This is a genomic window from Streptomyces caatingaensis (assembly GCF_001187435.1).
Taxonomy (GTDB): Bacteria; Actinomycetota; Actinomycetes; order Streptomycetales; family Streptomycetaceae; genus Streptomyces; species Streptomyces caatingaensis.
The window spans coordinates 26,769-47,740 of sequence record NZ_LFXA01000018.1 but is presented as its reverse complement, the minus strand read 5'-3'; the positions used below and the strand labels follow the sequence as shown (position 1 = coordinate 47,740).

The window sequence follows — 20,972 nt, the reverse complement described above, 5'->3', positions numbered from 1 at the left end:
GAGTAGAAAGGAGTCAACGGCCCGCGAGACCAGGGACATCCGAGAGGAAGCCCTCCTACGCACCATGGCCCCACGGACCGAGTACGGACGCCGGGCACCCACGCGACGCCGACCCGTCGATTACGGGCCAGTCGCACCAGGCGAGGCAAAGTTCCCCCGCCTGATGGACGCCTTTCGTGCACGCACTGGTAACCCGGCGAACGTGCCAGCGGCGGTACCGGAGCAGGACCGGTACCGCCGCAATGTCACGCCCCGCAGGAGCAGTTGCCCCGGCGCGACCTCTGGCGGCGCAGCCCTGGAGGCAGTGCAGCCCTCGGTGCAGCACTCAGGCGGCGCCCCGCTGAAGCGCCTCGCAGACCGCCGTCGACTCGCGGGCCCCCAACTCCGCCGCGCGGGCGCAGTGCACGATCCACGCCGCCACACCCTCCGGCGTACCGGAGACATAGCCCTCCAGCGCGGCCGCGTACGCCGCCCGCCCCAGCTCCGCGTGCCCCACCTCCGCCGGGCAGATCGACTTGGGGTCGAGCCCGCTGCCGACCAGCACGATCCGTTCGGCCGCCCGGGCCACCAGCCCGTTGCAGGAGCCGAACGGGCGCAGGGCCAGCAGTTCGCCGTGCACCACCGCGGCGGTCACCAGCGCCGGAGCCGCACTGCCGGCGACCAGCAGCCCCGCCAGGCCCTCCAGCCGCCCGGCCACCTCGTCCGCGTCCGGCAGGGGCAGGTCGATCAGCGGTTCGTCCACCGTCTCGCCGTGCAGCCGGGGCCGGCCCACCGCGTCGTCCGGCTCCGCCTTCCCCGCCGCCACCAGGTGCAGCCGGGCCAGCACGCGTGTCGGGGACTGCCGCCACACACCGAGCAGCTGGCCCGCCTCGGCCGTCAGCCTCAACGCCGCCCCGACGGTGCGGGGTTCGCCCTCGCCGCCGAAGTCCGAGCGGCGGCGCACCTCTTCGAGGGCCCAGTCGGCCCCGGAGAGCGCGGCCGAACCCCGCGCACCGCGCAGCGCCGCCTCGGAGGTCACTTCGTTGCTCCGGCGACGCATCACCCGGTGGCCGTACACCCGGTCCACCGCCCTGCGTACGGAATCCACGGAATCGGCGACACCCGGGAGCGAGCCCAGGGCGGCCAGGGGATCGGCAGTCGTACTCATGAGTAAGACCCTACGCATTTCCGGTTCACACCCCTCGAAGGAGTGGTCTTCTTCACTCACCGACCTCACTTCCTGCTCCCCCGCACCTACGCTTGGTGAACATGAAGATCGCTTTCGTAGGCAAGGGCGGCAGCGGCAAGACGACGCTGTCCTCGCTCTTCATCCGCCACCTCGCAGCCCGCCGCGTCCCGGTCGTCGCCGTGGACGCCGACATCAACCAGCACCTGGGGGCGGCGCTCGGGCTGGACGAGGCCGAGGCGGCGGCCCTGCCCGCGATGGGCGCGCACCTCCCGCTCATCAAGGACTACCTCCGCGGCTCGAACCCCCGCATCGCCTCGGCCGAGACAATGATCAAGACCACGCCGCCCGGCCGGGGTTCCCGGCTGCTGCGGGTCGTCGAGGACAACCCGGTCTACGCCGCCTGCGCGCGGACCGTCCCCCTCGACAACGGCACCTCCGTACGGCTCATGGCCACCGGCCCGTTCACCGAGTCGGATCTCGGCGTGGCCTGCTACCACTCCAAAGTGGGCGCGGTCGAGCTCTGCCTCAACCACCTCGTCGACGGACCGGGCGAGTACGTGGTCGTCGACATGACGGCGGGCAGCGACTCGTTCGCCTCGGGGATGTTCACGCGTTTCGACATGACGTTCCTGGTGGCCGAACCGACACGGAAGGGCGTCTCCGTCTACCGCCAGTACAAGGAGTACGCACGGGACTTCGGCATCCGCCTGAGGGTCGTCGGCAACAAGGTGCAGGGACAGGACGACGTGGACTTCCTGCGGGAGGAGGCCGGCGACGACCTGCTCACGTGCTTCGGCCACTCGGACTGGGTGCGCGCCATGGAGAAGGGCCGGCCGCCCCTGTTCGACCTGCTCGAGAGCGCCAACCACGAGGCGCTCGGCACGCTCCGCGAGGCCGCCGACGCGGCGTACGAGGGCCGCGACTGGCACCGCTACACCCGTCAGATGGTGCACTTCCACCTGAAGAACGCGGAGAGTTGGGGCAACGCGAGGACGGGGGCCGACCTGGCGGCCCAGGTCGACCCCTCCTTCGTGCTCGGCGAGCCGCTGCCGGCTACCCCGCAGCCGGCCTGACCAGCACGGGCCGGATCCGCACCGGCTTGCCCCTCGACGACTTGCGCCGTGCCGGCTTGTCATCGTCCTCGTCGTCGTCATCCTCGTCGTACCGGCCGGAGCCGCCGTCCGGTTCGTGCGTCGAGGGCTCCTGCGAGGACGGGGCGTGCCAGGAGGGCGCGTGCGGGGCGGGCGTGTGCGACGGCGGGGTGTCGGCGAGGTGGGCCCAGCCGCGTCTCGGCGCCTCGCCGACGTCGAGGCGGCGCAGCCGCGCGAGCACACCGGGATCCTGGACGTCCAGCCAGTCGGCGAGCTGCTTGAAGGAGACGCAGCGCACGCCCTCCTTGGTGCAGACCCGGGCGATCACGCTCTCCACGGCCCGCATGTAGGTGCCGCCGTTCCACGACTCGAAGTGGTTGCCGACGAACAGCGGGGCGCGGTTGCCGTGGTAGGCCCGCTCGAACCCGGCCAGCAGGCCGTCGCGCATCTGCCGGCCCCAGGCGGCACGCCGGGAGCGGTCGCCCTTGGTCGTACCCGACTGGTTGGCGAGGAAGTTGTAGTCCATCGACAGGGTTTCGAAGTCACGGCCGGGGACGGGAACGTCCTGCAGCGGGAAGTCCCACAGACCGCCGGTCTTCGAGGGCCAGACCTGGCGGCCGCCCGCCGAACTGGCGTCGTAGCGGAAGCCGAGCTTCTTGGCCGCCCGGACGAGGTTGCGCTGGCCCTCCAGGCAGGGCGCGCGGCCGCCGACCAGTTCCTTGCCGTAGTCGAAGGGGAGGGGCGGCTCGTCCTTCAGGTCCGCGTTGGTCTTCCAGTTGCGCACCATCCACTTGGCCTGGCGGATCTCGCTCGCCCACTCCTTGGGCGTCCAGGTGCCGACGCCCCCGTCCTCGCCGCAGAAGTGCCCGTTGAAGTGGGTGCCGATCTCGCTCCCGTCCAGCCAGGCGCCACGCAGCTGCTCCACGGTGTCCCGTACGCCGCGGACGTCGTTGAAGCCGATGTCCGAGGAGCCGGCGGGGTGTTGGGGCGGCTCGTAGAGGGTGCGCTTCTCCTCGGGGAGCATGTAGACGCCGCTGAGGAAGTAGGTCATCGCGGCGTGGTACTTCCTGCCGATCCTGCGGAAGCGGGAGAACAGGTGCTGTCCGTCCTCCCCCGCGCCGTCCCAGGAGAACACCACGAACTGCGGCGGCTTCTCGCCGGGTGCCATCCGCCGCGGCCTGGGCTGCCGAGGCTGGGCGCCCGTGTCGGCGGTGGAGCCGTCACCGATCAGACGCACGGGCCGTTCCGCGGACTTCGGGCCGGCGGCCGCCTGAGGTCCCGGGGCGTCGGGGGCGTCGTCCCCCGCGCAGCCCGCCGCCCCGGCCGCCAGTGCCAGCGCGGCCAGGCCGCCCAGTGTGTGTCTCCATGCAGCCGCCATCAGGCATCTCACCCTTCGACCCGCTCAGCCGGTCCGGCGGGGGGCTCGGCGCCCTGGTCCGCCGTCGTCCGCCCAACCTCGCACGGTCAAAAGAAAAGATAAGTATGACAAGCCGAAAAAAATGAATATTCACCCCATGGGAGGAAGGTGGCCTTCGAGGCGAACCGCCCCCTTCCCTCGCGCCTTTACTCTCCATTACCCTTCGTTTACTCAGAGTTGATGACTTCCCCCGCAGCCCCGCCGCGCAGCCGCTCCGGCCGCTGCCCGCCGTGACCCCGGCCGTGCCCCTCGGCCCCGGCCGCCGCCCGACGCAGACGGGACCCGACCATGCACGCGCAGCCGATCCCTCCACCCCTGACCGACCGCCCCGCCACCGAGCGGCAGGAGCGTCCCCACCGCCCCACGACCGGGCGGGACTTGACGGCCTCCGTCACCCTGGCGCTGACGGCCGTCCCGCTGTCGCTCGGCATCGCCCTCGCCGCCGGCGCGCCCCCGCGGGCCGGGCTGGTCGCGGCGGCGGCCGGCGGCCTGATCGGGGGCTGCCTGGGACGGGCGCGCCTGCGGGCCGGCGGTGCGGCCGTCGGGCTCGTCGCGGTGACGGCCGAGCTGGTGCAGCGCTTCGGCTGGCGGGCGGCCTGCGCCGTGACCGTGCTGGCCGGGCTGGCGCAAGTCGCCCTCGGGGCCGCACGGGTGGGCCGGGTGATGCCGGCCGCCGGGCCGGTCGTCGCGCGGGGCGTGCTGGCCGGCATCGGGGTGACCGTCGCACTGGGCCGGCTCCCCGCCGTGCTGGGCGCCCCGGCCTCGGCCGGTCTCGGCTCGTTCCTCCCGGAGTTGACCCGTCCCCGCCTCCCCGCGCTGGCGGCCGCCGCCTGCGTCCTCGCCGTGCTGGCCGTGTGGCCGCGGCTGCCCGGCAGGGCCGGGCGCGCGGCCCGCGTCGTGCCCGCCCCGCTCGCGGCGGTGGCGCTCGCCACCGCGGTGAGCGCGGGTGCGGAGGTGCCGCGGCTCCCGTTCCCCGCCTGGGAGGTGGCCCCCTTCCCGCTCCTTCCCTCCGGGCCGTTCCTCGCGGTCTGCGCCGCCGTGCTGACCATGACCCTGGTGGCGGGCATGGAGGCGCTGACGCCACCGGCGGGCGCCCGGCCCACCGGGGAGCCGGACCGCGAGCTGATCGGGCACGGCGCCGCCACCGTCGTGTCCGGGCTGCTGGGAGGGCTGCCGGTCACCGCAGGACGGACGCCCGGGGCCGCCGACGCGGCACCCGCCGGACGCAAGTCCGTGATCCTGTACGGGATGTGGGTCCTGCCCTGCGCCGCGCTGTGCTCCTGGGCCCTGGAGTTCGTCCCCGTGGCCGCCCTCGCCGCGCTGGTCCTGGCGGCGGGCGTCCGCATGGCCGTCCCCCGGGAGCGGGAGCGGATGCGGGGCCGCCGCGAACGGCCCGTCCTCCTCACCGCTCTGGGCTCGGTCGCCCTCTTCGGCGTCCTCCCGGGCACCGCGGCCGCCATCGTCGTCGCCGCCCTCCTGTCGGTCCGCAGGCTCGGGGGCACCCGCATCACCGTCTCGACGACGCGGGAGGGCCACCACCGCGTCGTCGTCCACGGGCAGTTGACGTTCCTCTCGGTACCGAGGCTGCGCCGCGCCCTCGCCGGCGTGCCGCACGGCACCCGCGCCGTGGTGGAGCTCGGCGGGTCCTTCATGGACCACACCGCCTACGACGCGCTGCGCACGTGGTCGGACGCGCACCGGGCGCACGGCGGCCGGGTCACGGTCGACGGGCGGTCGGGCGGTCCCGTCGCCGAGCCGGCGGACGGGCACCCCTGCCGGCCCTGGACGCCCTGGCGCAACCACCACTGCGTCGGCCCCCGGGCCGCCACGGGGGAGGCCCCCGGAGGCCGTCAACTCCTGGGCGGGGTGAGCGCGTTCCAGCGCGACACGGCGCCCCTCGTCCGCGAGGAGCTGGCACGGCTGGCCCGCGAGGGCCAGCGCCCCGGCCAGCTCTTCCTCACCTGCGCCGACTCCCGGCTGGTGACCAGCATGATCACGTCGAGCGGCCCGGGCGACCTGTTCACCGTGCGCAACGTCGGCAATCTGATGCCCCCGCCCGGTGACGACGCCGCGTGCGACTCGGTCGCCGCCGCCGTGGAGTACGCGGTGGAGGTGCTGAAGGTCTCCACCATCACCGTCTGCGGGCACTCGGGATGCGGAGCGATGCAGGCCCTGCTGGAGACCGCCGCGCCGGCCGGCACACCGGCCGCCCCGCAGACCCCGCTCGCCCGCTGGCTGCGGCACGGCCGGCCGAGCCTGGCGCGCATGCAGCGGATCGGCCGGCTGGGGCGCGGCGAAGTGGCCCTGGCCGAACGGCCGGTGGCCGACGACATCGAACGGCTGGCGCTGGTCAACGTGGTGCAGCAGCTCGATCACCTGATGGCGCACTCCTGCGTGGCCCGGCGCGTCGCCGAGGGCACGCTCCACCTCCAGGGGATGTACTTCCACGTGGCCGAGGCCCAGGCCTATCTGCTGGACCAGCGGTCACGCACCTTCACCGCCGTGCGGCCGGGGGTGCTCGATGCCGTCTGACCTCGACCGACCACCCCCAACAGGTCTAAACCACCATTCCTCCGTCACCCCTTGTCAGGGTCCGCCCCCACCTGGTGAGCTATGCCCGGGACGCAACGGACCCCCTGGGAAAGGGAGATGTCGTGAGCAACGAAAGCCTGGCCAACCTCCTGAAGGAGGAACGCCGGTTCGCACCGCCTGCCGCCCTGGCCGAGCAGGCCAACGTCACCGCGGAGGCCTACGAGCAGGCGCGGGCCGACCGGCTGGGCTTCTGGGCCGAGCAGGCGCGCCGCCTGAGCTGGCACACCGAGCCGACGCAGACGCTGGACTGGTCGAACCCGCCGTTCGCCAAGTGGTTCGCCGACGGCAGGCTCAACGTCGCGTACAACTGCGTGGACCGCCACGTGGAGAACGGCCTCGGCGACCGGGTGGCCCTGCACTTCGAGGGCGAGCCGGGCGACACCCGCTCGATCACCTACGCCCAGCTGCAGAGCGAGGTCTCCCGAGCCGCCAACGCCCTGCTGGAGCTGGGGGTCCGCCCCGGCGACCGGGTGGCGATCTACCTGCCGATGATCCCCGAGGCGGTCGTGTCGATGCTCGCCTGCGCGCGCATCGGTGCCCCGCATTCGGTGGTCTTCGGCGGATTCTCCGCCGACGCCCTCGCGACCCGCATCAAGGACGCCGACGCCCGCGTCGTCATCACGGCCGACGGCGGCTTCCGGCGCGGCAAGCCGTCCGCGCTCAAGCCCGCGGTGGACGAGGCCCTGACCCGCCCGGGCACGGAGGACGTCCGCAGCGTCCTCGTCGTCCGGCGCACCGGCCAGGAGGACATCGCCTGGACCGAGGGCCGCGACCTGTGGTGGCACGACCTGGTCGACCGCCAGTCCGACCGGCACGTCCCCGAGGCGTTCGACGCCGAGCACCCGCTGTTCATCCTCTACACCTCGGGCACCACCGGTAAGCCGAAGGGCATCCTGCACACCTCCGGCGGCTACCTCACCCAGATCTCCTACACCCACCACGCGGTCTTCGACCTCAAGCCCGAGTCCGACGTCTTCTGGTGCACCGCCGACGTCGGCTGGGTGACCGGCCACTCGTACATCGTCTACGGCCCCCTCAGCAACGGCGCCACCGAAGTCCTCTACGAGGGCACGCCCGACACCCCGCACCGGGGCCGCTGGTGGGAGATCGTCCAGAAATACGGCGTCACCGTCCTCTACACCGCGCCGACCGCGATCCGCGCCGCGATGAAGTGGGGCGACGACATCCCGGCCGGGTTCGACCTCTCCAGCCTGCGTGTGCTCGGCTCCGTCGGCGAACCCATCAACCCCGAGGCGTGGGTCTGGTACCGCGAGCACATCGGCGGCGGCCGCACGCCCGTGGTGGACACCTGGTGGCAGACCGAGACGGGCGGCATCATGATCAGCCCGCTGCCCGGGGTCACCGCGACCAAGCCCGGCTCCGCCCAGGTCCCGATCCCCGGCATCGCCGCGACCGTGGTGGACGACGAGGCCCGCGAGGTGCCGAACGGCTCCGGCGGCTACCTCGTCCTCACCGAGCCGTGGCCCTCGATGCTCCGCACCATCTGGGGCGACGACCAGCGCTTCCTCGACACCTACTGGTCCCGCTTCGAGGGGCGCTACTTCGCGGGCGACGGCGCCAAGAAGGACGACGACGGGGACATCTGGCTGCTCGGCCGGGTCGACGACGTCATGCTCGTCTCCGGCCACAACATCTCCACCACCGAGGTCGAGTCCGCCCTCGTCTCGCACCCGAGGGTCGCCGAGGCCGCGGTCGTCGGCGCGACCGACCCCCAGACCACCCAGGCGATCTGCGCCTTCGTCATCCTGCGCGGCGACGAGGACGCGAGCGCGGACGAATCCGCGCTGGTCGAGGAGTTGCGGGCGCACGTCGCCAAGCAGCTCGGCCCGATCGCCAAGCCCAAGCGCATCCTGCCGGTGGCGGAGCTGCCCAAGACCCGTTCCGGCAAGATCATGCGCCGGCTGCTGCGCGACGTCGCCGAGCAGCGCACGCTCGGCGACGTGACCACCCTGACCGACTCCTCGGTCATGGATCTCATCCAGGCCAAGCTCCCGGCGGCCCCCGCGGAGGACTGACCAGAGGACCACGCGCCGTGAAGGGCGTCCGGCTTCCGCCGGGCGCCCTTCACGCATTCGGGCTAAAGTACAGGGACACCGCGTATAGAACTCGACAAGAATCACAGGCGCGCCGGGAAGTCTGGTCGGCACTCGCACACGTGACCCCACGTGTGTCCGTCGATCGACCCCAGGAGGTCCTCATCGTGGCCGCGCCCAAGAACCACCGTTCCGTCTTCCTCGGCCGGCTGCCGCTGCCCGAGCGGAACTTCCTCGCGGACGCGCTGCGCACCGAGACCGTCGGCGGCGTGCTGCTGCTGGCCGCGGCCGTCGCCGCGCTGATCTGGGCGAACACGCCGATCAAGGACGCCTACGAGTCCATACGCGGATTCCACCTGGGCCCCGGATCGCTCGGTCTGAACCTCTCCGTCCAGCACTGGGCCGCCGACGGACTGCTGGCGATCTTCTTCTTCGTCGCCGGCATCGAGCTCAAACGGGAACTGGTCGCCGGTGAGCTGCGCAACCCCAAGGCCGCCCTCCTCCCCGTGGTCGCCGCCCTGTGCGGCATGGCCGCGCCCGCCCTCGTCTACGCCACGGTGGCCACCACCGGCGGCGGCTCCCTGAAGGGCTGGGCCGTCCCGACCGCCACCGACATCGCCTTCGCGCTCGCCGTGCTCGCGGTCATCGGCACGGCGCTGCCGTCGGCGCTGCGGGCGTTCCTGCTGACGCTGGCCGTCGTCGACGACCTCTTCGCGATCCTCATCATCGCGATCTTCTTCACCTCGACCCTGAACTTCACCGCCCTGGGCTTCGCCGCGCTCGGCCTCTTCGTCTTCTGGCTGCTGCTGCGCAAGGGCGTCCGGGGCTGGTACGTCTACGTCCCGCTGGCCGTCGTCAACTGGGCGCTGATGTACAACAGCGGCGTCCACGCCACCATCGCCGGTGTCGCCATGGGCCTGATGCTGCGCTGCCACCGGCGCGAGGACGAGCGGACGTCGCCCGGCGAGCACATCGAGCACCTGGTGCGCCCGCTCTCGGCCGGTCTGGCCGTGCCGATGTTCGCTCTCTTCTCCGCCGGGGTGACCATCTCCGGCGGGGCGCTCTCGGACATCTTCCGCCGGCCGGAGACGCTCGGCGTGGTCCTCGGCCTCATCGTCGGCAAGGCGGTCGGCGTCTTCGGCGGCACCTGGCTGGCCGCCCGGTTCACCCGCGCCGAGCTCAACCCCGACCTCAAGTGGCCGGACGTGCTCGCGGTCGCGTCGCTGGCCGGCATCGGCTTCACCGTCTCCCTGCTCATCGGCGAGCTGGCCTTCGGCGGCGATCCGACGCTGGTGGGCGAGGTCAAGGCCGCGGTCCTGGTCGGCTCGCTGATCGCGGCGGTCGTCGCGAGCGTCCTCCTCAAGCTGCGCGACAACAAGTACCGGAAGCTCTGCGACGAGGAGGAGCGGGACGAGGACCAGGACGGCATCCCCGACATCTACGAGCAGGGCAACCCCGACTACCACCTGCGCATGGCCGCGCTCCTCGAGGCGAAGGCCGCCGAGCACCGGCGTCTGGCGGAAGTCGCCTCCGGACGCGCGACCGGCGACGATGGTCCGGCATGATCTGAGTGTCTTCACATCCGCTGAAGACGGGCGGAACACCCACGGCGGACCCGGGGTGCCCGCGGAGGACTCGCAGACGACGGAGCGACGACGATGAGGGAGCAGCGATGAGCGCAGCCGACGACGGTGCCGACCGCAGCCTCGGCCAGCTGGTGGCCACGGCCACCACGGAGCTGTCCGCGCTGGTGCACGACGAGATCGCACTGGCCAAGGCCGAGCTGCGCGAGGACGCCAAGCGGCTCGGCGTCGGAGGCGGCGCGATCGCCGCGGCCGGCACCCTGGCCCTCTTCTCGCTGCCGGTGCTGAGCTTCGCGGCGGCGTACGGCATCCACAACCTGGGGCTGGGCCTCGCCTGGTCGTTCCTGATCACGGGGGGCGCCTTCCTGGTGCTGGCGGCGCTGCTCGGGCTGCTGGCCGTGCGGAAGTTCAAGAAGATCAGCAAGCCGGAGAAGACCATCAGCTCGGCCCGGGAGACGGCGGCGGTGCTGGGTACGGTCAAGCCTCACCCCCGTCCTCTGAAGGACACGAGCCAGGCGGGCGCATCTGTGACACGCTCGTCCGTATGACGGTGCCCGATACCCCCGCAGCGCCCGCTTCCCCCGGTTCCGGCCACCATCCGGAATCCAACGCTCCGGTGACCGTCGCCGCGTCGCCCACGGCGGTCGTGCGCCCCGACGGTCCCTGGACGCACCGGGACGTCGCGGCGAACGGGGCGCGGTTCCACATCGCCGAGATGGGCGAGGGGCCGCTGGTGCTGCTGCTGCACGGCTTCCCGCAGTTCTGGTGGGCGTGGCGGCACCAGATGCCGGCGCTCGCGGAGGCGGGTTTCCGGGCGGTCGCGATGGACCTGCGCGGGGTGGGCGGCAGCGACCGCACGCCCCGGGGCTACGACCCCGCCAATCTGGCCCTGGACATCACCGGCGTCATCCGCTCGCTGGGCGAGCCGGACGCGGCGCTGGTCGGCCATGCCCTGGGGGGGTATCTGGCCTGGACGGCGGCGGTGATGCGGCCCAAGCTGGTGCGCCGGCTGGCGGTCTCCTCGATGCCGCACCCGCGGCGGTGGCGTTCGGCCATGCTCACCGACCCGCAGCAGACCGCTGCGGGCTCCGCGGTCTGGGGCTTCCAGCGGCCGTGGCTGCCCGAGCGGCGGCTCGTCGCGGACGACGCGGCCCTGGTGGGACGGCTGATGCGCGACTGGTCGGGCCCCCGGCTGCCGGACGACGAAGCGGTGGCGGTCTACCGGCGGGCGATGACCATCCCGTCCACGGCGCACTGCTCCATCGAGCCGTACCGGTGGATGGTGCGGTCGATGGCGCGGCCGGACGGCATCCAGTTCAACCGCCGGATGAAGCGGCCCGTCCGCGTGCCCACCCTCCACGTCCACGGCTCGCTCGATCCGGTGATGCGCACCCGCAGCGCCGCCGGATCGGGCGAGTACGTGGAGGCGCCCTACCGGTGGCGGCTCTTCGACGGGCTGGGCCACTTCCCCCACGAGGAGGATCCCGCGGCCTTCTCGACGGAGCTCATCGGCTGGCTCAAGGACTCCGAGCCGGACCGGTAGGAGCACCCCCGGATATCGAACGAACGGCCGGCGAACGGCCACTTGCCCGACGCATAGGCCAATTGCCGGGCCCCCGGGCGATTACCGACCTCCCGCCCCGGGCACAGACCGGGGTATGGGCTGGACGCACGACCATCGCGACCTGACTCAGCGGCGCGGCGCCGACGACGATGCCGCGCTGACTGTGGCCACCGAGGTGTCCGAGCGGACGGAGGAGTGCCGCGGCACCTTCCCGCCGGGGGAGGCCGCCGACCTCCGGCTCGGCATCCCGCGCATCATCCGGCGCCGCGCGCGCTGGGTCTCGGCGCGGCTGCGCCACCCCCGCGGCCGCTGAGCCCCCCGGGCGCGCGGCCGCCCTCCCCCTCCGCGGACGGCTCCCGTCACCGGCTCAGAGCGCACACCCCTGCGTCTCGGCCCGTGCCGTGGCCGTGCGGCCCGCCACGACGTCCTCATGCACCTCGTCGGCCGTGAGGGCGTAGCCCGTGTCCGCGTCGTCGAGCGACTTGGCGAAGACCACGCCGTAGACCCGCCCGTCGGGAGTCAGCAGGGGGCCGCCCGAATTGCCCTGCCGCACGGTCGCGTACAGGGAGTAGACGTCGCGGCGCACGTAGCCACGGTGGTAGATGTCCGGGCCGTTGGCGTCGACCCGGCTGCGGACCCGGGCGGACCGCACGTCGTACGCGCCGTTCTCCGGGAAGCCCGCCACGATGGCGCTCCCGCCGCTCTCGGCGTCCACGGAGGCGAAGCGGAGGGCCGGCGCCTCCAGCGCGGGGACGCTCAGGACGGCGATGTCGCGCTTCCAGTCGTACAGCACGACCTTGGCGTCCAGGAGCCGGCCCCTGCCGCCCACCTGCACCGTCGGCTCGGTCACCCCGCCCACGACGTGGGCGTTGGTCATCACGCGGTGCGGTGCGAAGACGAAGCCACTGCCCTCCAACACCTTCCCGCAGCCCGCCGCGTTGCCGACGACCTTGACGATGCTGCGCTGGGCTCCGGCGGCGACGGCGCTGCCGGACAGCTCGGGGTCGGGGGGCGGCACGGCGGTGATCGTCTCGGCCGAGAAGGGCGCGAAGACCTGCGGGAAGCCGTTCTGGGCGAGGGCGGTGCTGAAGTCGGCGAAGAAGGTGTTGGCCTCGCCGGGCACCACCCGGGCGACGCCGAGCAGCACCTTCGAACCCCGCACCTGCTTGCCGAGGGTCGGCAGGGAGGTGCCGGCGAGGGCGGAACCGATCAGCCAGGCGACGAGCAGCATGGCGACGACGTTGACGAGCGCGCCTCCCGTCGCGTCCAGCGCGCGGGCCGGTGACCAGGTGATCTGACGGCGCAGCCGGTTGCCCAGGTGCGTCGTCGCGGCCTGCCCGACGGAGGCGCAGACGATGACGATGACCACCGCCGCCACGGCGGCCAGGGTGCCCGGGGACCGGTCACCGGCGGCGCTGTCCCAGATCACGGGGAGCGTGTGGAGGGCGGCCAGGCCCCCGCCGAGGAATCCGACCACCGAGAGCACGCCGACCACGAACCCCTGGCGATAGCCGATGACCGCGAACCAGGCGGCGGCCAGCAGCAGCACGATGTCCAGTACGTTCACCGAAGGGTGCCTCGCATTGCGGTTGTCGGCGGGACGGCGGCGGGTCCGCGGGGACCGCGGTACGGGACGGGTCAGGAGCTCCAGTCGAGCGGGACCTCCCGGCCGGCGTCCCAGGGCCGCTCCCAGCCCGCGTAGTGCAGGATCCGGTCGATCACCCCGGCCGTGAAGCCCCAGACGAGCGCCTCGTCCACATGGAAGACCGGCCCGCGGTGGCCGCTCGGGTGCACGGCGGTCGCGCGCTTCGCCGGGTCGGTGAGCTCGGCGACCGGGACGGTGAAGACCCGGGCCGTCTCGGCGGGATCGACCGGCCCGACCGGGCTGGGCTCGCGCCACCAGCCGAGCACGGGCGTGACGACGAACCCGCTGACCGGGATGTACAGATCCGGCAGCACGCCGAAGACCTGGACGCCGGACGGGTCGAGGCCCGTCTCCTCCTCGGCCTCGCGCAGCGCGGCGCGCACGAGCCCGCCACTGGCCGGATCGCCGTCCTCCGGATCAAGGGCGCCGCCGGGGAAGGACGACTGCCCGGCGTGGGAGCGCAGGGTGCCCGCGCGCTCCAGGAGCAGCAGCTCGGGCCCCTGCGGACCGTCACCGAAGAGCACCAGGACGGCCGAGCGCCGCCCGCCCGTCGCGGGGGGCAGGTAGCGGCTCAGCTGCTGCGGCTCGACGTCCCGCAGGGCCCGCGCGACCGGTTCCAGCCAGGCGGGCAGCCCCTCGGCGGTGACGGTGATCTCCCGGTCGGCCCGGCCGTACGTGCTCCTCATGCGCTTCCCCATGTCCCCGTTGTCCCCGGTCGTCCCTGGTCCGTGCCCGTCGGGCGCGCGGTGCTCCCGCGCGCCGGTCCGTCATGCGGCTCCCAGCGGGGGCGCGGGCGGGCCCGGGAAGTCCGGCGGCGGCTTGAGCCGCTGGCCGGGCATGCCGCCCTTCTCGTACTTGAGCAGTTTCTTCGCCTTCTCCGGATCCGTCTCGCCCTCGCCGTAGGACGGGCACAGCGGGGCGATCGGGCAGGCCCCGCAGGCGGGCCTGCGGGAGTGGCAGATGCGGCGGCCGTGGAAGATGACGCGGTGCGACAGCATCGTCCAGTCGCTCTTCGGGAAGAGCGAGCAGACCTCGGCCTCGATCTTCTCCGGCTCCGTCTCGGCGGTCCACCGCCAGCGGCGCACGAGGCGCTGGAAGTGCGTGTCGACGGTTATCCCCGGGACCCCGAAGGCGTTGCCCAGCACCACGTTGGCCGTCTTGCGGCCGACCCCCGGGAGCGAGACGAGGTCCTCCAGGCGGCCGGGCACCTCGCCGCCGAAGCGGTCGCGCAGGGCGGCGGACAGGCCCATCAGCGACTTCGCCTTGGCCCGGAAGAAGCCCGTCGGCCTGATCAGCTGCTCCAGCGCCTCCGGGTCGGCGGCCGCCATGTCCTCCGGTGTCGGGTAGGCGGCGAAGAGGGCCGGGGTGGTCTGGTTGACCCGCAGGTCGGTGGTCTGGGCGGAGAGGACCGTGGCGACGAGGAGCTGGAAGGGGTTCTCGAAGTCGAGCTCCGGATGGGCGTACGGATACACCTCGGCGAGCTCGCGGTTGATCCGCCGGGCGCGCCGGACGAGGGCCGTGCGCGACTCGGGCTTCCCCGGCTTCACGGCGGCGGGCTTCTTCTTCCCCTCGGCCGCCCCGGCCGTCCTCCCCGCCGCCCGGCGGGCTCTCGGTTTCGCCTCTTTTGCGTCGTTCGCCCCGTTCGCGGCGGGGCGTTCGCCCACAGCGGAATCCTCCGTCGACGTCACCCTCCCGGCCCCCTTGCCCTGTGCTCTCACCGGCGTATTGGACACTCGGCCAGACTAAAGCCCAGCAGTGACATCCGCCCCGGCCGCGGGAAAAGCACAGCCCAATCGGACCCCTGCCGTAGGGCTTCCGCCGACGATGCGCCACACTTGTGTTTGATCACACAGTTTTACCGACGGGCATCATGGGGACCACGGTCCTCTGTGCATGTCGACAAGGAGAGAACTCGTGGACGACGTTCTGCGGCGCGCCCCGCTCTTCGCGGCGCTCGATGACGAGCAGGCCGCTGAGCTGCGCGCCTCCATGGGCGAGGTCACGCTCGCGAGGGGCGACGCCCTGTTCCACGAAGGCGACCCGGGCGACCGCCTCTACGTGGTGACCGAGGGCAAGGTGAAGCTCCACCGCACCTCCCCCGACGGCCGCGAGAACATGCTCGCCGTCCTGGGCCCGGGCGAGCTCATCGGCGAGCTCTCCCTCTTCGACCCGGGGCCGCGCACCGCCACCGCCACCGCGCTCACCGAGGTCAAGCTCCTCGGCCTCGGCCACGGCGACCTCCAGCCGTGGCTCAACGCCCGCCCGGAGGTGGCCACGGCCCTGCTGCGCGCCGTCGCCCGCCGCCTGCGCCGCACCAACGACTCCATGTCGGACCTCGTCTTCTCGGACGTCCCCGGCCGCGTCGCCAAGGCCCTGCTCGACCTGTCGCGCCGCTTCGGCGTGCAGTCCGAGGAGGGCATCCACGTGGTGCACGACCTCACCCAGGAGGAGCTCGCCCAGCTCGTCGGCGCCTCCCGCGAGACGGTCAACAAGGCCCTCGCCGACTTCGCCGGCCGCGGCTGGCTGCGCCTGGAGGCGCGCGCCGTGATCCTGCTGGACGTCGAGCGCCTGGCGAAGCGCTCGCGCTGACGCGCGCCCGCCCGCCGTCCTGCACGACGGAGCCCCGCCCCCTCCCGGAGGCGGGGCTTCCGCATGTACCGGAGAACCCCCAAGGGAGCCGCCCGTGAGCGGGGTTGACGGCGCCGGGCGCGCCGGACTTGACGGACTCCGGCCGTTTCCCGCGGCCGTGCCTAGATCAGCCCGTGCTCCCCGAGATAGTCCAGCTGCGCCCTGACCGACAGCTCCGCCGCCGGCCAGACCGCGCGGTCGACGTCGGCGTAGACGTGGGCGACGACCTGCTCGGGCGTGCGGTGGCCCGCCTCGACGGCCGTCTCCACCTGGGCCAGGCGCTTGGCGCGATGGGCGAGGTAGTACTCCAGGGCACCCCGGGCGTCGTCCAGGACGGGGCCGTGCGCGGGGAGGATCGTCCGGACGTCCTCCTCGACGGCGAGCGTCCGCAGCCGCCGCAGCGAGTCGAGGTAGTCGCCGAGGCGTCCGTCGGGGTGCGCGACGACGGTCGTGCCGCGGCCGAGGACGGTGTCGCCGGTGAGGACCGCGCGGTCCGCCGGGAGGTGGAAGGAGACCGAGTCGGCCGTGTGACCGGGCGTGGGGATCACACGCAGGTCGAGGCCCCCGACGGTGATCACGTCCCCCGCGGCCAGGCCCTCGCCGCCGCCGGCCCGCAGCGCCGGGTCCACCGCCCGCACCGGGGCGCCCGTGAGCTCGGACAGCCGGGCCGCGCCGTCGGAGTGGTCGTGGTGGCCGTGGGTGAGCAGGGCGAGGGCGATCCGCTTGCCCGCCGCCTCCGCCGTGGCGACGACGGCCCGGAGGTGGCCCTCGTCCAGCGGCCCGGGATCGACGACGACCGCCAGGCCGGAGCCCGGCTCGGACAGCAGCCAGGTGTTGGTGCCGTCGAGGGTCATCACGGACGGATTGGGCGCGAGGACGCAGGTCGCTCGCTCGGTGGCGGGCCCGCCCGGAACGGCCGCGCGCGGCCGGCCCGGCAGGTCGGCGGCCTCGGCTTGGTTCGTCATGCATCGGCTCCCGGAGTCGCTGGAATGTGCGGCGGGCCCGGCAGGCGGAAGGGAAGGTGCTTGCTGAACTCCTCGTGCCCGGGCCAGCTCAGCACGATCTCTTCCCCGACGAGCTCGACGCGCGCGAGCACCGGGGTGAGATCCTGCTCACCCGCCGCGCCCAGCGCCTCGGCCACACTGCCGAACGGCACGAGCGAGCGGAGCGTCGCGATGGTCGGCGGCATCATCAGCAGCTCGCCGCGGTCGTAGCCGGCGGCCGCCTCGGCGGGCGCCGTCCACACCGCGAGGTCCGCCTCGGTGGAGTCGTCGCAGGTGCGCTGCCCCTCGGGCAGCGCGGCGACGAAGAACCAGGTGTCGTAGCGGCGCGGCTCGAACTCCGGGGTGATCCAGCGCGCCCAGCCGCCCAGCAGGTCGCTGCGGAGCAGCAGGCCGCGCCGTTCGAGGAAGTCGCCGAACGACAGCTCGTGGCTGACGAGCGCCGCCCGGTCGGCCTCCCACTCCGGGCCGGTGGTGTCGGCCACGACCGTGGCCGGGGCCGGCCCGGCGAGCAGGACGCCCGCCTCCTCGAACGTCTCGCGGACCGCCGCGCAGACGATGGCCTGCGCCGCGGCCGGCTCGACACCCAGCCGCCCGGCCCACTCCTCGGGCGACGGCCCGGCCCAGGGCACGTCCCGCTCGTCGCGCGGATCCACGGACCCGCCCGGATACGCGAACGCGCCTCCGGCGAAGGCCATGGAGGCGCGTCTGCGCAGCATGTGGACGGCGATCCCGTCCTCCGCCCCGTCCCGCAGCAGCAGGACCGTGGCGGCGCGGCGCGGCGTCACGGGGTCGAGCCCGCCCCGCGCGAGCAGCCGGATCCGGTCGGGCCATTCCGGTGGGTACCACTGGCCGTTGGTCGTCGCCATGGCCGGATGCTATGCGCTCACGGGCGGATGTTCGAGGGGCCCCCGCGCCCCGGCCGGCGGGCCGCGACGCCGAGGAGCCCGCCGCGGCCGTCAGCCGGCGACCTCGACCTGGATCTCGACCTCGACCGGCGCGTCCAGCGGGAGCACCGCGACACCGACGGCGGAGCGGGCGTGCACGCCCTTCTCGCCCAGGACGTCGCCCAGCAGCTCGCTGGCCCCGTTGAGGACGGCGGGCTGGCCCGTGAAGTCGGGCGCGGAGGCGACGAAGCCGACGACCTTCACCACACGCACGATCTTGTCGAGGTCGCCCACGACGGACTTCACGGCGGCCAGCGCGTTGAGCGCGCACACGCCCGCCAGCTCCTTGGCCTGCTCCGGGCTCACCTCGGCGCCGACCTTGCCGGTCACCGGGATCGCGCCCTTGACCATGGGCAGTTGGCCCGCCGTGTACACGTACGAACCGGTTTGCACGGCCGGCTGGTACGCGGCCAGCGGCGGCACGACGTCCGGCAGCGTCAGCCCGAGCTCGGCGAGCTTCGCCTCGACGGCGCTCACTGCTTCGGCCGCTTCAGGTAGGCCACGAGCTGCTCCGGGTTGGGCCCCGGAACGACCTGGACGAGCTCCCAGCCGTCCTCGCCCCAGGTGTCCAGAATCTGCTTGGTCGCGTGCACCAGCAGCGGCACGGTTGCGTATTCCCACTTGGTCATGGCCCGACTGTAATGCCTCCCACCGACAGCCTCGTGCGCGGTCGCCACGGGGCTTGGCTAGGCTCCGCACCATGAGCAGGCTCCATGTCGTCAGCGGCAAGGGCGGTACCGGCAAGACCACCGTCGCCGCTGCTCTCGCACTCGCCCTCGCGGCCGGGGGCAAACGCACGCTGCTGGTCGAAGTGGAGGGCCGCCAGGGCATCGCACAGCTCTTCGAGACGGAGGCACTGCCCTACGAGGAGCGGAAGATCGCGGTGGCCCCCGGCGGCGGCGAGGTCCACGCGCTGGCCATCGACGCCGAACGGGCGCTGCTGGACTACCTCCACATGTTCTACAAACTCGGCAGCGCCGGACGGGCCCTGAAGAAGCTGGGGGCGATCGACTTCGCGACGACCATCGCCCCCGGCCTGCGGGACGTCCTGCTGACCGGCAAGGCCTGCGAAGCGGTGCGCAGGAAGGACCGCGCGGGCCGCTTCGTCTACGACCACGTCGTCATGGACGCGCCCCCGACCGGCCGCGTCACGCGCTTCCTCAACGTCAACGACGAGGTCGCCGGCCTGGCCCGGATCGGACCGATCCACAACCAGGCCCAGGCGGTGATGCGCGTCATCAAGTCCCCCGAGACGGCGGTGCACTTGGTGACACTGCTGGAGGAGATGCCGGTCCAGGAGACCGTGGACGGCATAGCCGAGCTGCGCGCCGCCGGCCTGCCGGTCGGCAGCGTCGTCGTCAACATGGTGCGGCCCGAAGTGCTGGACGGGGCGGCCGTGGAGGACGCGGCGAACGGCCGGCGCGCGGCCGTGGCCGAGGCCCTCGCCCACGCCCTCGCCCGCACCTCCTCCGGCGGCCGGAGCCGGGCGGACGCGGCGGGCGCCCTGGTCACCCCGCTGCTGGACGAGGCCCGCGAGCACACCGCACGGCTCGCGCTCGAACGCGGCAGCCGCGCCAGAATCGCGGAACTCGGCCTTCCGACCTGCCAGTTGGACCTGCTCGGCGACGGGGTGGACCTGGCCGGGCTCTACCGCATGGCCCGTGTGCTGCGCACGCGGGAGATCGTGACCGGCACGAGCGAGGGGGCCAGGTGAGCCTGGACAGGACGACCGCTCTCGACGTCGACGCCATCCTGGACGACCGCGGCACCCGCATCGTGGTGTGCTGCGGCTCCGGCGGGGTCGGCAAGACGACGACCGCCGCGGCGCTCGGCCTGCGGGCCGCGGAGCGCGGCCGGAAGGCCGTGGTGCTGACCATCGACCCGGCGCGGCGGCTGGCGCAGTCCATGGGGATCGACGAACTGGACAACGTGCCACGGCGCGTGCCCGGCGTCGACGGCTCGGCGGGCGGCGAACTGCACGCCATGATGCTGGACATGAAGCGGACCTTCGACGAGATCGTCGAGGCGCACGCGGACCGCGACCGCGCCCGGGCGATCCTGGAGAACCCCTTCTACCAGTCCCTGTCGGCCGGCTTCGCCGGCACGCAGGAGTACATGGCCATGGAGAAGCTGGGCCAGCTGCGCTCCCGCGACGAGTGGGACCTGATCGTCGTCGACACGCCGCCGAGCCGCTCCGCGCTGGACTTCCTGGACGCCCCGGGCCGGCTCGGCTCGTTCCTCGACGGCAGGCTCATCAAGGTGCTGATGGCCCCCGCGAAGATCGGCGGACGGGCCGGGATGAAGTTCCTGGGCGTCGGCATGTCGGTGATGAGCGGCCCCCTCAACAAACTGATGGGCGCCCAACTGCTGCGCGACGTACAGACCTTCGTGGCCGCGATGGACACGATGTTCGGCGGATTCCGTACCCGCGCCGATGCCACGTACCGCCTGCTCCAGGCGCCCGGAACGGCCTTTCTCGTGGTGGCCGCGCCCGAGCGGGACGCGCTGCGCGAGGCCGCCTACTTCGTCCAGCGGCTGGCGGAGGAGCGGATGCCGCTGGCCGGGCTGGTGCTCAACCGGGTGCACGGCAGCGGGGCCGCCCGGCTCTCCGCCGAGCGCGCGCTGGCGGCGGCCGAGGCGCTGACGGAGGGCCCCCTCACGACGGCGGACCGCCCGGCGGACGGAACGGCGGAGGGACCGGGGGAGGGACCGGGGGGCAGTACGGCGGACGGAACCGCGGAGGGGCCGGAGGACGGTACGGCCGGGAGCGCGGGCGACGCGACCGGAACCGTCAACGACCCGACCGAAACCGTCAACAACCCGACGGCCGCCGCGGATTACCCGGAAAATCTTGCCGGCACCGGCATTGTGGATCGTGACAGCGGGCAAGCTGGGACACGTACCGCTGATGACCCTGGCACCGCCACTCCCCTCGACACATCCTCTCCCGAGAGCGGCTTCCCCCGGCCCGTGTCCCCCGGAGTGCCCCCGGTGCACGCGGAATCCGCGGTGCCCACCGGGACGGCCTCCACCGGTTCCGAGGAGATCTCCACCGAGCGGCTGGCCGCGGGGCTGCTGCGCCTGCACGCCGAACGCATGCGGGTGCTGGCGCGCGAGCGGCGGACCCGCGATCGCTTCACCGCGTTGCATCCGGACGTACCGGTGGCCGAAGTGGCCGCGCTCCCCGGCGACGTCCACGACCTGGCGGGCCTGCGGTCCATCGGCGAACGCCTCGCCGGCCGCACCGGCCCGGACGGTCCGGCCCCCCTGCCGGCCCAGGCC

Annotated in this window: 18 protein-coding genes and 1 pseudogene; 10 read left to right on the top strand and 9 right to left on the bottom strand. The window is 73.3% G+C overall.

What is annotated here, in order from left to right; genetic code table 11:
* Window positions 1-325: 325 nt before the first annotated feature.
* Entirely contained in the window at window positions 326-1,147 is an 822-nt protein-coding gene (locus AC230_RS26880) for a Fic family protein (protein ID WP_049718969.1), read from the bottom strand.
* A gap of 101 nt (window positions 1,148-1,248) precedes the next feature.
* Here AC230_RS26880 and AC230_RS26875 point away from each other — a divergent pair, with 101 nt between their 5' ends.
* Window positions 1,249-2,241, top strand: coding sequence for an ATP-binding protein (locus AC230_RS26875; protein WP_049718968.1), 993 nt, complete (start codon window positions 1,249-1,251; stop codon window positions 2,239-2,241).
* Here the strand turns inward: AC230_RS26875 and AC230_RS26870 are convergent.
* Complete coding sequence (locus AC230_RS26870; RefSeq protein WP_049718967.1) at window positions 2,222-3,637, bottom strand: polysaccharide deacetylase family protein; 1,416 nt, start codon at window positions 3,635-3,637, stop codon at window positions 2,222-2,224. The genes AC230_RS26875 and AC230_RS26870 overlap by 20 nt on opposite strands.
* A gap of 327 nt (window positions 3,638-3,964) precedes the next feature.
* Between AC230_RS26870 and AC230_RS26865 the strand changes: the two genes are divergently transcribed.
* From AC230_RS26865 to AC230_RS26840, 6 genes are all read left to right on the top strand, one after another.
* Window positions 3,965-6,208, top strand: coding sequence for a carbonic anhydrase (locus tag AC230_RS26865; RefSeq protein WP_053161396.1), 2,244 nt, complete (start codon window positions 3,965-3,967; stop codon window positions 6,206-6,208).
* Window positions 6,209-6,330: 122 nt separating this feature from the next.
* The gene (gene acs / locus AC230_RS26860; protein ID WP_049718966.1) at window positions 6,331-8,304 is read left to right on the top strand and encodes an acetate--CoA ligase; all 1,974 of its coding nucleotides are present in this window, start codon (window positions 6,331-6,333) and stop codon (window positions 8,302-8,304) included.
* Between the two features lie 185 nt (window positions 8,305-8,489).
* Window positions 8,490-9,887 (top strand): Na+/H+ antiporter NhaA, encoded by a 1,398-nt coding sequence (gene nhaA, locus AC230_RS26855; protein ID WP_049718965.1) that lies wholly within the window; start codon window positions 8,490-8,492, stop codon window positions 9,885-9,887.
* A 107-nt stretch (window positions 9,888-9,994) separates the two neighbouring features.
* Window positions 9,995-10,453 (top strand): phage holin family protein, encoded by a 459-nt coding sequence (locus AC230_RS26850; RefSeq protein ID WP_049718964.1) that lies wholly within the window; start codon window positions 9,995-9,997, stop codon window positions 10,451-10,453.
* Window positions 10,450-11,448 (top strand): alpha/beta fold hydrolase, encoded by a 999-nt coding sequence (locus AC230_RS26845; RefSeq protein WP_078871608.1) that lies wholly within the window; start codon window positions 10,450-10,452, stop codon window positions 11,446-11,448. Before AC230_RS26850 ends, AC230_RS26845 begins: the two co-directional genes overlap by 4 nt.
* A gap of 115 nt (window positions 11,449-11,563) precedes the next feature.
* Window positions 11,564-11,782: a hypothetical protein gene (locus AC230_RS26840; protein WP_049718962.1), complete on the top strand. Its 219-nt coding sequence runs from the start codon at window positions 11,564-11,566 to the stop codon at window positions 11,780-11,782.
* Between the two features lie 54 nt (window positions 11,783-11,836).
* On the opposite strand, the gene AC230_RS26835 is transcribed toward AC230_RS26840, so the two are convergent.
* The 3 genes from AC230_RS26835 to nth form a co-directional block, all read right to left on the bottom strand.
* Complete coding sequence (locus AC230_RS26835; protein WP_049718961.1) at window positions 11,837-13,036, bottom strand: MarP family serine protease; 1,200 nt, start codon at window positions 13,034-13,036, stop codon at window positions 11,837-11,839.
* 71 nt (window positions 13,037-13,107) lie between these two features.
* Window positions 13,108-13,800 carry an NUDIX hydrolase gene (locus AC230_RS26830; RefSeq protein ID WP_049718960.1) on the bottom strand — a complete coding sequence of 231 codons (693 nt, stop codon included), beginning with the start codon at window positions 13,798-13,800 and terminating at the stop codon, window positions 13,108-13,110.
* An 81-nt stretch (window positions 13,801-13,881) separates the two neighbouring features.
* Window positions 13,882-14,778, bottom strand: a complete 897-nt coding sequence (gene nth, locus AC230_RS26825) for an endonuclease III (RefSeq protein ID WP_049718959.1) — start codon at window positions 14,776-14,778, stop codon at window positions 13,882-13,884.
* 250 nt (window positions 14,779-15,028) lie between these two features.
* Between nth and AC230_RS26820 the strand changes: the two genes are divergently transcribed.
* On the top strand, window positions 15,029-15,703 hold the full coding sequence (locus AC230_RS26820; protein WP_004939715.1) for a Crp/Fnr family transcriptional regulator: 675 nt from the start codon (window positions 15,029-15,031) through the stop codon (window positions 15,701-15,703).
* 161 nt (window positions 15,704-15,864) lie between these two features.
* On the opposite strand, the gene AC230_RS26815 is transcribed toward AC230_RS26820, so the two are convergent.
* From AC230_RS26815 to AC230_RS32805, 4 genes are all read right to left on the bottom strand, one after another.
* The gene (locus AC230_RS26815) at window positions 15,865-16,707 is read right to left on the bottom strand and encodes an MBL fold metallo-hydrolase (RefSeq protein ID WP_049718958.1); all 843 of its coding nucleotides are present in this window, start codon (window positions 16,705-16,707) and stop codon (window positions 15,865-15,867) included.
* On the bottom strand, window positions 16,704-17,612 hold the full coding sequence (locus AC230_RS26810) for an NUDIX hydrolase (RefSeq protein ID WP_049718957.1): 909 nt from the start codon (window positions 17,610-17,612) through the stop codon (window positions 16,704-16,706). Before AC230_RS26810 ends, AC230_RS26815 begins: the two co-directional genes overlap by 4 nt.
* Before the next feature lie 90 nt (window positions 17,613-17,702).
* Window positions 17,703-18,167, bottom strand: coding sequence for a RidA family protein (locus AC230_RS26805; RefSeq protein ID WP_049718956.1), 465 nt, complete (start codon window positions 18,165-18,167; stop codon window positions 17,703-17,705).
* The gene (locus AC230_RS32805; protein WP_157868670.1) at window positions 18,164-18,319 is read right to left on the bottom strand and encodes a Sp36 family protein; all 156 of its coding nucleotides are present in this window, start codon (window positions 18,317-18,319) and stop codon (window positions 18,164-18,166) included. The genes AC230_RS26805 and AC230_RS32805 overlap by 4 nt, the downstream gene beginning before the upstream one ends.
* Before the next feature lie 71 nt (window positions 18,320-18,390).
* On the opposite strand from AC230_RS32805, the gene bagA reads away from it, so the two are divergent.
* Entirely contained in the window at window positions 18,391-19,404 is a 1,014-nt protein-coding gene (gene bagA / locus AC230_RS26800; RefSeq protein ID WP_049718955.1) for an ATPase BagA, read from the top strand.
* Window positions 19,401-20,927: pseudogene (gene bagB, locus AC230_RS33205) on the top strand (ATPase BagB); the annotation flags it as partial. The gene bagA and the pseudogene bagB, both read left to right, overlap by 4 nt.
* Window positions 20,928-20,972: the final 45 nt, after the last annotated feature.

What these genes read in the sequence shown, in the direction of transcription:
- AC230_RS26880 (WP_049718969.1), bottom strand. Translation starts at nt 1,147, where the DNA reads ATGAGTACGACTGCCGATCCCCTGGCCGCCCTGGGCTCGCTCCCGGGT.
- AC230_RS26875 (WP_049718968.1), top strand. Translation starts at nt 1,249, where the DNA reads ATGAAGATCGCTTTCGTAGGCAAGGGCGGCAGCGGCAAGACGACGCTG.
- AC230_RS26870 (WP_049718967.1), bottom strand. Translation starts at nt 3,637, where the DNA reads ATGGCGGCTGCATGGAGACACACACTGGGCGGCCTGGCCGCGCTGGCA.
- AC230_RS26865 (WP_053161396.1), top strand. Translation starts at nt 3,965, where the DNA reads ATGCACGCGCAGCCGATCCCTCCACCCCTGACCGACCGCCCCGCCACC.
- AC230_RS26850 (WP_049718964.1), top strand. Translation starts at nt 9,995, where the DNA reads ATGAGCGCAGCCGACGACGGTGCCGACCGCAGCCTCGGCCAGCTGGTG.
- AC230_RS26845 (WP_078871608.1), top strand. Translation starts at nt 10,450, where the DNA reads ATGACGGTGCCCGATACCCCCGCAGCGCCCGCTTCCCCCGGTTCCGGC.
- AC230_RS26840 (WP_049718962.1), top strand. Translation starts at nt 11,564, where the DNA reads ATGGGCTGGACGCACGACCATCGCGACCTGACTCAGCGGCGCGGCGCC.
- AC230_RS26830 (WP_049718960.1), bottom strand. Translation starts at nt 13,800, where the DNA reads ATGAGGAGCACGTACGGCCGGGCCGACCGGGAGATCACCGTCACCGCC.
- AC230_RS26815 (WP_049718958.1), bottom strand. Translation starts at nt 16,707, where the DNA reads ATGACGAACCAAGCCGAGGCCGCCGACCTGCCGGGCCGGCCGCGCGCG.
- AC230_RS26810 (WP_049718957.1), bottom strand. Translation starts at nt 17,612, where the DNA reads ATGGCGACGACCAACGGCCAGTGGTACCCACCGGAATGGCCCGACCGG.
- AC230_RS32805 (WP_157868670.1), bottom strand. Translation starts at nt 18,319, where the DNA reads ATGACCAAGTGGGAATACGCAACCGTGCCGCTGCTGGTGCACGCGACC.
- bagA (WP_049718955.1), top strand. Translation starts at nt 18,391, where the DNA reads ATGAGCAGGCTCCATGTCGTCAGCGGCAAGGGCGGTACCGGCAAGACC.